The 6,497-nt window shown below is 65.8% G+C and carries 7 protein-coding genes; 6 read left to right on the forward strand and 1 reads right to left on the reverse strand.

The genetic code is table 11. The features are described from left to right. Together AC3AYF_RS16795 and lolA are read left to right on the forward strand one after the other, a co-directional pair. On the forward strand, nucleotides 1-455 hold a 455-nt coding region (locus tag AC3AYF_RS16795), incomplete at its 5' end, for a DNA translocase FtsK (RefSeq protein ID WP_487780048.1). A gap of 110 nt (nucleotides 456-565) precedes the next feature. Continuing rightward, the gene (gene lolA, locus AC3AYF_RS16800; RefSeq protein WP_295035133.1) at nucleotides 566-1,222 is read left to right on the forward strand and encodes an outer membrane lipoprotein periplasmic chaperone LolA; all 657 of its coding nucleotides are present in this window, start codon (nucleotides 566-568) and stop codon (nucleotides 1,220-1,222) included. Between the two features lie 78 nt (nucleotides 1,223-1,300). Here the strand turns inward: lolA and AC3AYF_RS16805 are convergent, their stop codons facing one another. After that, nucleotides 1,301-2,653, reverse strand: a complete 1,353-nt coding sequence (locus AC3AYF_RS16805; RefSeq protein ID WP_295035134.1) for a replication-associated recombination protein A — start codon at nucleotides 2,651-2,653, stop codon at nucleotides 1,301-1,303. A 374-nt stretch (nucleotides 2,654-3,027) separates the two neighbouring features. Here AC3AYF_RS16805 and AC3AYF_RS16810 point away from each other — a divergent pair, with 374 nt between their 5' ends. The 4 genes from AC3AYF_RS16810 to trmA all read left to right on the forward strand — a co-directional run. Then, complete coding sequence (locus tag AC3AYF_RS16810; RefSeq protein WP_295035151.1) at nucleotides 3,028-3,570, forward strand: hemerythrin domain-containing protein; 543 nt, start codon at nucleotides 3,028-3,030, stop codon at nucleotides 3,568-3,570. Between the two features lie 105 nt (nucleotides 3,571-3,675). Continuing rightward, complete coding sequence (locus AC3AYF_RS16815) at nucleotides 3,676-4,575, forward strand: LysR family transcriptional regulator (protein ID WP_295035136.1); 900 nt, start codon at nucleotides 3,676-3,678, stop codon at nucleotides 4,573-4,575. After that, nucleotides 4,568-5,383, forward strand: coding sequence for a glutamate racemase (murI, locus tag AC3AYF_RS16820; protein ID WP_295035137.1), 816 nt, complete (start codon nucleotides 4,568-4,570; stop codon nucleotides 5,381-5,383). The genes AC3AYF_RS16815 and murI overlap by 8 nt, the downstream gene beginning before the upstream one ends. Nucleotides 5,384-5,420: 37 nt before the next feature. Then, the coding region (trmA, locus tag AC3AYF_RS16825) for a tRNA (uridine(54)-C5)-methyltransferase TrmA (protein WP_487780049.1) at nucleotides 5,421-6,497 on the forward strand (1,077 nt) is incomplete at its 3' end.

Here is a 6,497-nt window from a genome sequence, read left to right on the forward strand (position 1 = left end):
GTACCATTCTCGACCAGGGCGGCGCCGAGAACCTGCTGGGGCATGGCGACATGCTCTACCTGCCGGCGGGGGCAGGCATGCCGCAGCGCGTCCACGGCGCCTTCGTCGATGACGACGAGGTCCACCGCATCGTCGAGGACTGGAAGCGCCGTGGCGAGCCCGAGTACATCGAGGAGATCCTCTCCGGCGGCGTCTCCGCCGATGCGCTGGCCGGACTCGAGGCCGAGGGGGGGGGCGATGGCGACGATGCCGAGCAGGACGCGCTCTACGACGAGGCGGTCCAGTTCGTCACCGAGAGCCGCCGGGCGTCGATCTCCGCCGTGCAGCGCCGTTTCAAGATCGGCTACAACCGGGCGGCTCGACTGGTCGAGGCGATGGAGCAGGCGGGCGTCGTTTCGTCCATGGGCAACAACGGCTCCCGGGAAGTATTGGCGCCGCCGCCCGTCGGGCATTGATCGCGCCAGCGGCCGCGGGGAAGTAAACCCCGTGGCCGTTTCGTTGTCCTAGCATTCACCAGATTCATGATCGCCGACCTCGGGTCGACGATTCCCGATAAGGAATTTCCATGCGCAAGATGAAGACGTTGGCTCTGGCCGGATCGCTGTTGCTGGCGCCGGTATTGATGACGCAGTCGGCACTGGCGGATCAAGCGTCCGCCGATCGCCTGACCCACCTGCTCGAGCCGCTGAAGACCTATTCCGCGGATTTCGAGCAGCGGATTCTGGATGCCTCGGGCTCCAGCCTGCAGGACACCAGCGGCCACATGTGGCTGTCTCGTCCGGGGCATTTCCGCTGGGAAGTGAACGAACCCTACCGGCAACTGGTCGTTTCCGACGGCGACGAAGTGTCGCTCTACGATCCCGATCTCGAGCAGGTCACGATCCAGCCGCTGGACGACCGGGTCACCCATACGCCGGCGCTGCTGCTCTCCGGGAGTGCTTCGGAGCTGGCCGACAACTACGACGTCACGCGGCAGCAGCAGGGCGCCAGCGAGACCTTCACGCTGGTGCCGCAGGCCAACGATACGCTGTTCGAGCAGCTCAAGTTGACCTTCTACGGCGAGCAACTCGATGCGCTGCAGATGACCGACAGCACGGGCCAGCGCACCGCGATCGATTTCGACAACGCCCAGACCAATGTCGATATCGATCCGGCCCAGTTCCAGTTTCAGCCGCCCGAGGGCGCGGACGTGATTCGGGAGCAGTCGCCCGCGACGCCGTAACGCCGCGTTCGCCGCTGGACTCGCCCCGTCGTGGTCACCCGCGGCGGGGCGAATGTCTTTAGCGGCAGGCGATGTCTCTCAGGACCCGCCGTCCGCCTGGCGGTCCAGCTCCTCGCGCCATGCCTGCATCTGCTGGAACCGCTTCTCCTGGCCGTGGTCGCTGGGAGCGTAGAAGCGTGTCTTCGGCAGGTTCGACGGCCAGCAGTCATGGCTGTGGCCGGCCGGGTAGCCGTCGGGCTCGTTGTGGGCGTAGCGATAGCCCTCGCCGTAACCCAGCGAAGACATCAGCTCGGTAGGGGCATTGCGCAGATAGATGGGCACTTCCATGTCGGGGTGTTCGGCGACGAACGCCTTGGCCTGACTCCAGGCCTGATCGATGCGGTTGCTTTTCGGGGCGACCGCCAGGTGGATCACGGCATGGGCGATGGCGCGCTGCCCCTCGTAGTCGCCCAGCCGCAGATAGGCGTCCCACGCCGCTATCACCAGCGGCAGCGCGCGCGGATCGGCGTTGCCGACATCCTCCGAGGCGATCGCCGCGAGGCGCCTGACGACATCCAGCGGATCGCCACCGCCACTGATGAACTGGGCGACGTACAGTAGCGCGGCATCGGGACGCGACGAGCGAACCGACTTGTGAATGGCCGACAGCACGTCGTAATAGTGCTCTCCCTGCTTGTCGAATGCCGCCGCCTGGTGCCCGATCACCTCGATCACGGCGTCGCGGTCGAGGATCTCGCCGTGCTCGTCGCTCTTGACGAAGTCGCAGGCGGTCTCGAGCAGGCCGAGGGCACGACGCGCATCGCCGGAGGCCGCCCTCGCCAGAATCGATAGCGTTTCGTCGCTGGCGCGGATATTGCGCTGCCCCAGCCCGAGTGTCTCGTTGCCGAGCGCGCGCTTGAGCACCGTGATCAGCTCGCTCTCGTCGAGGGCTTTCAGTACATAGACCCGCGCCCGCGAGAGCAGCGCCGAGTTGACCTCAAAGGAGGGATTTTCGGTCGTGGCGCCGATCAGCGTCAGCAGCCCGGATTCGACGTGGGGTAGCAGGGCATCCTGTTGGCTCTTGTTGAGCCTATGGATTTCGTCCAGGAACAGCAGGGTCCGGCGATCGCGCATCTGGCCCTCCCGGGCTCGCTCGACCGCCGCCCGGATCTCCTTCACGCCCGCCATCACCGCCGACAGTTGCTCCAGCCGGGCGCCGGAGGCTTCGGCGAGAATCTCCGCCAGCGTGGTCTTGCCGACCCCGGGAGGACCCCACAGGATCATCGAGCGCACGCTGGCGGTCTCGGCCATGCGTCGCAGCGGTTTGCCGGGGCCGACCAGCGCCTGCTGGCCGATGTAGTCATCGAGCGTGCGCGGACGCAGGCGGTAGGCGAGGGGTGCACTGTCCGGCTGAGGGGCGCCTCGGGAGGCGTCGTCGGCAAATAGGTCCATGGGGCTTCCAGGCTGGCTGACGGCAACGAAACGGTACATTTCGCTACAGCGATTCAGACGTTAGGCGTAGAGCGTTTATCGAAAAAACCGCTAGGGTAGGAAATTCTAGCCTGTCGCTGAAGGCAGACCCAATCGATCATCGATAGAGATGTCGTTCGAGGCTCGTTTGTCGGTATCTGGCAGAGGTAATCCACGGCGCACATCGTCGACTCGGACGGTGGGGTGGAGACGCCTTCGTCCACCCTGGCAACAGCGGTGACGAACCGTCGAGACGGGTACCGGCGCCAAGGTCGTCGACAGACGCTACACTAGGCTGACAAGGCGACGGGCGTCACTCGACTCCGCGCTTCACGGACAGGAGACTCACCATGCCCATGCTGACCCAACTGCGTCAGGACCATGCCAACATGGCGCGCCTGCTGCATGTGTTGCAACTCAAGCACAAGACACTGGCGGACGGCGAGCGTCCTGACTTCCGCCTGATTCGAGAAGTCGTGGATTATATTCTCGACTACATGAACGGATTCACGATCCCCCTCGAACGTATCTGCAGCGATCAGCTGGTGGCGAAGGCGTCCGGCATCCACGAACTGAGTACGCGTCTGGCCGATGACTATCAGCATCTGCATGAGCAGCTGATGCGTCTTTCCCAGGATATCGACATGATCCTGATGGACGGCGTGATGCCAATGGACAAGTTCGCCGACGACCTCAAGTCCTACCTGGAAGCGCATCGGGCCTATCTGCGTGCCGAGCGGGAAGAGCTGTTCCCGCTGATCCGCGAGCACTTCGACGAGGACGATCTCGCGCGCCTCGCCGACGAACTGCCCGCCCAGGCGGGCGCCGAGCTGGCGCGGCTGCAGGAGGCGTATCCGGAGCTGTATACCGAGTTTCGCGAGGCCCCGTCACCGCTGTAGGGCTGGCACTTCCCCCCATCGTTGCCTGACACGGCGGCGATCGCCGCTGCGCGATCGCCGCCGCTTGCGTAGAATGGCCGCCTGGCACCACAGGACGGGGGCAGGATGGATCGACTGCAAGCGATGCAGGTCTTCCGCGCGGTCATCGACGCCGGGAGTTTCGCCGGCGGTGCCCGGCGGCTGGGCGTCTCCAACGCCATGGTCAGCAAGCAGGTTTCCCGGCTCGAGGAGATGCTGGGCGTGCGGCTGCTGGTGCGAACCACTCGGCGCCTGCAGCTGACCGCCGAGGGAGAGCGCTACCTGGCGACCGTGGTCCGTCTGCTCGACGAACTGCAGGAACTGGAGGCGGGCATCGGCGAGCAGCGCGGCGAGATCCGCGGTCGTCTGCGCCTGTCCGCGCCGGTGGATTTCGGCGCGCGTTCCTTGATGCCGGCGCTGCAGGCCTTCGAGGCGGCCCATCCGGCCGTATCGCTCGACCTGGTACTAGAGGATCGCCGCGTCGATCCGCTGGCCGAGGATTTCGATCTGGTCGTGCGAATCGGCGAACTGGAGGACTCCAGCCTGATCGCGCGACCGTTGATGCAGATGCCGATGCATCTCTACGCGTCGCCCGCCTATCTCGAGCGCCACGGCACGCCACGGCATCCCCACGAACTCAGGGAGCATCGCTGTCTGCACTACACCCTGTCGAGGCACGGGCTCTACTGGCCGTTCCGGGTCGATGGCGAGATCTATCGCTTCCGGCTGCAACCGGCACTCTCCTGCAACAACGGCAGGGCGCTGGTCGAGGCCGCGGTACTGGGCATGGGGTTGACGTTGAAACCGGCCTCCCTGGCCGCACCGGAAGAGCGAGCCGGCCAGCTGGTTCGCGTGCTCGAGTCGTTCGAGATGCCGCCGCTCGACATTCACCTGCTGTACGCCGAACGCGACTACATGCCGGCGCGCCTGCGAGCCCTGATCGAGGCGCTGCTCGGCTATTTCGGTGACGGCCGGGATTATGATTGACGCCCTCATCTTCGATTCCGGCGTCGGCGGACTCTCCGTCAGCGAGGAGATCCGACGGCGGGTACCGGGCTGTTCGCTGGGCTACCTTTGCGACAACGCGGCGCTGCCCTACGGCACCAAGCGTGACGACTGGCTTATCGCGAGAATCGTCGCCGTCTGCGTCAACGCATGCCAGCTGGCGCGGCCCCGCGTGCTGGTGGTGGCCTGTAACACCGCCAGCACACTGGCACTGGAGGCGCTGAGGGCACGGCTACCGATACCGGTCATCGGCACCGTTCCGGCGATCAAGCCGGCGGCCGAGGCATCCCGAAGCCGCACGATCGGCCTGCTCGCCACCGGCGCGACGGTCAACCGGCCTTACCTGGATCGGCTGATCGCCGAGCATGCGCCGGATTGTCGGGTGGTGCGCGTGGCGGCGGACGCGCTGGTCACCCAGGCCGAGTCCCATCTCGCGGGCAGGGCGGTCGATGCCCGTGCGCTTCAACTGGCCGTTGCGCCGCTGAAGGCGACGACGGATCTCGATGTCGTGGTGCTGGGGTGCACCCACTTCCCGCTGCTGCGTGGGTTGCTCGAGCCGTTGATGCCCGACAGGCTCTGGATCGACTCCGGGGCGGCGATCGCCCGCCGACTGAGCCAGGTGCTGAGCGACATCCGGTCGATCCCCGCGCCGCCGGGCGAGGTGGGCGGGGCGCCCAGTTGGGCGACGGCGCCCCGGGTCGAGAGTCTGGCACCGATCCTGACGCGTTTTGGCTACTCGTCGCCGCGCGCCCTCGAGGTCGCTCCGCCGAGCGTGGGCCTCCATGTCTGATGAATCATTGCGCTAATTTTGTCCGAGGATTTCTGGTTTGGTGATTTTCGATATCGATCCCTCGCGTTACGACGCCCAGCTCGAAGCCAAGCGTCAACGCATCGAGCGGCAGTTCGCCCGCTTTTCACCGCCACCGCTGGAGGTGTTCGCATCGCCGCCCTCCCACTACCGGATGCGCGCCGAGTTCCGTGTCTGGCACGAGGGAGACGATCTTTTCTATGCGATGTTCGAGGCCGACCCGGAGGCACCGCTTCAGCGAGGCCGCGTCGCCCAGCGCGTCGTCCGCGTCGACCGCTTTCCGGTCGCCAGCGAGCGTATCAACGAACTGATGCCACGGCTGCTGGACGCGATCCGGGACGAGCCGCTGATGCGACGCAAGCTGTTCCAGGTCGAGTTCCTCACCACGTTGAGCGGTGAGTCGCTGGTCACGATGATCTATCACAAGCCGCTCGATGACGCGTGGGAGACCCGGGCTCGCGAGCTGCAGGCCGAACTTGGCGTATCGCTGATCGGGCGTTCCCGCAAGCAGCGGCTGGTGCTGGATCGCGACCACGTCTGGGAGCGACTCGAGGTGGATGGGCGGGAACTCCGTTACCATCAGGTCGAGAACAGCTTCACCCAGCCCAACGCCGAGATCTGTCGTTCGATGCTGAGCTGGGCCCGGGATGTGACCCGCGAAAGCGAGGGCGATCTTGTCGAGCTCTACTGCGGCAACGGCAACTTCACGGTGGCGCTTGCAGAGAATTTCCGGCGCGTGGTCGCCACCGAGATCTCGCGAACGTCGGTGGCGTCGGCGCAGGCCAACCTCGACGCCAATGGCATCGACAACGTGCATGTGGCGCGGATGTCGGCCGAGGAGTTCGCCCAGGCGTTGAGCGGGGAGAAGCAGGGGCGACGTGTCGCCGCCATGGCGCTCGCCGATTGCGACTTCTCCACCGTGCTGGTGGACCCGCCGAGGGCAGGACTGGACGCCGACAGCTGTGCGCCGCTGATGCGCTACTCCCGCATCGTCTATATTTCATGCAACCCCGATACACTGGCCGTCAATCTCGAGCAGTTGAGCCGTACGCATCGCGTGGCTCGGATGGCGCTGTTTGACCAATTCCCATGGACG

The organism is Salinicola sp. (assembly GCF_982684285.1).

What these genes read in the sequence shown, in the direction of transcription:
- lolA (WP_295035133.1), top strand. Translation starts at nt 566, where the DNA reads ATGCGCAAGATGAAGACGTTGGCTCTGGCCGGATCGCTGTTGCTGGCG.
- AC3AYF_RS16805 (WP_295035134.1), bottom strand. Translation starts at nt 2,653, where the DNA reads ATGGACCTATTTGCCGACGACGCCTCCCGAGGCGCCCCTCAGCCGGAC.
- AC3AYF_RS16810 (WP_295035151.1), top strand. Translation starts at nt 3,028, where the DNA reads ATGCTGACCCAACTGCGTCAGGACCATGCCAACATGGCGCGCCTGCTG.
- AC3AYF_RS16815 (WP_295035136.1), top strand. Translation starts at nt 3,676, where the DNA reads ATGGATCGACTGCAAGCGATGCAGGTCTTCCGCGCGGTCATCGACGCC.
- murI (WP_295035137.1), top strand. Translation starts at nt 4,568, where the DNA reads ATGATTGACGCCCTCATCTTCGATTCCGGCGTCGGCGGACTCTCCGTC.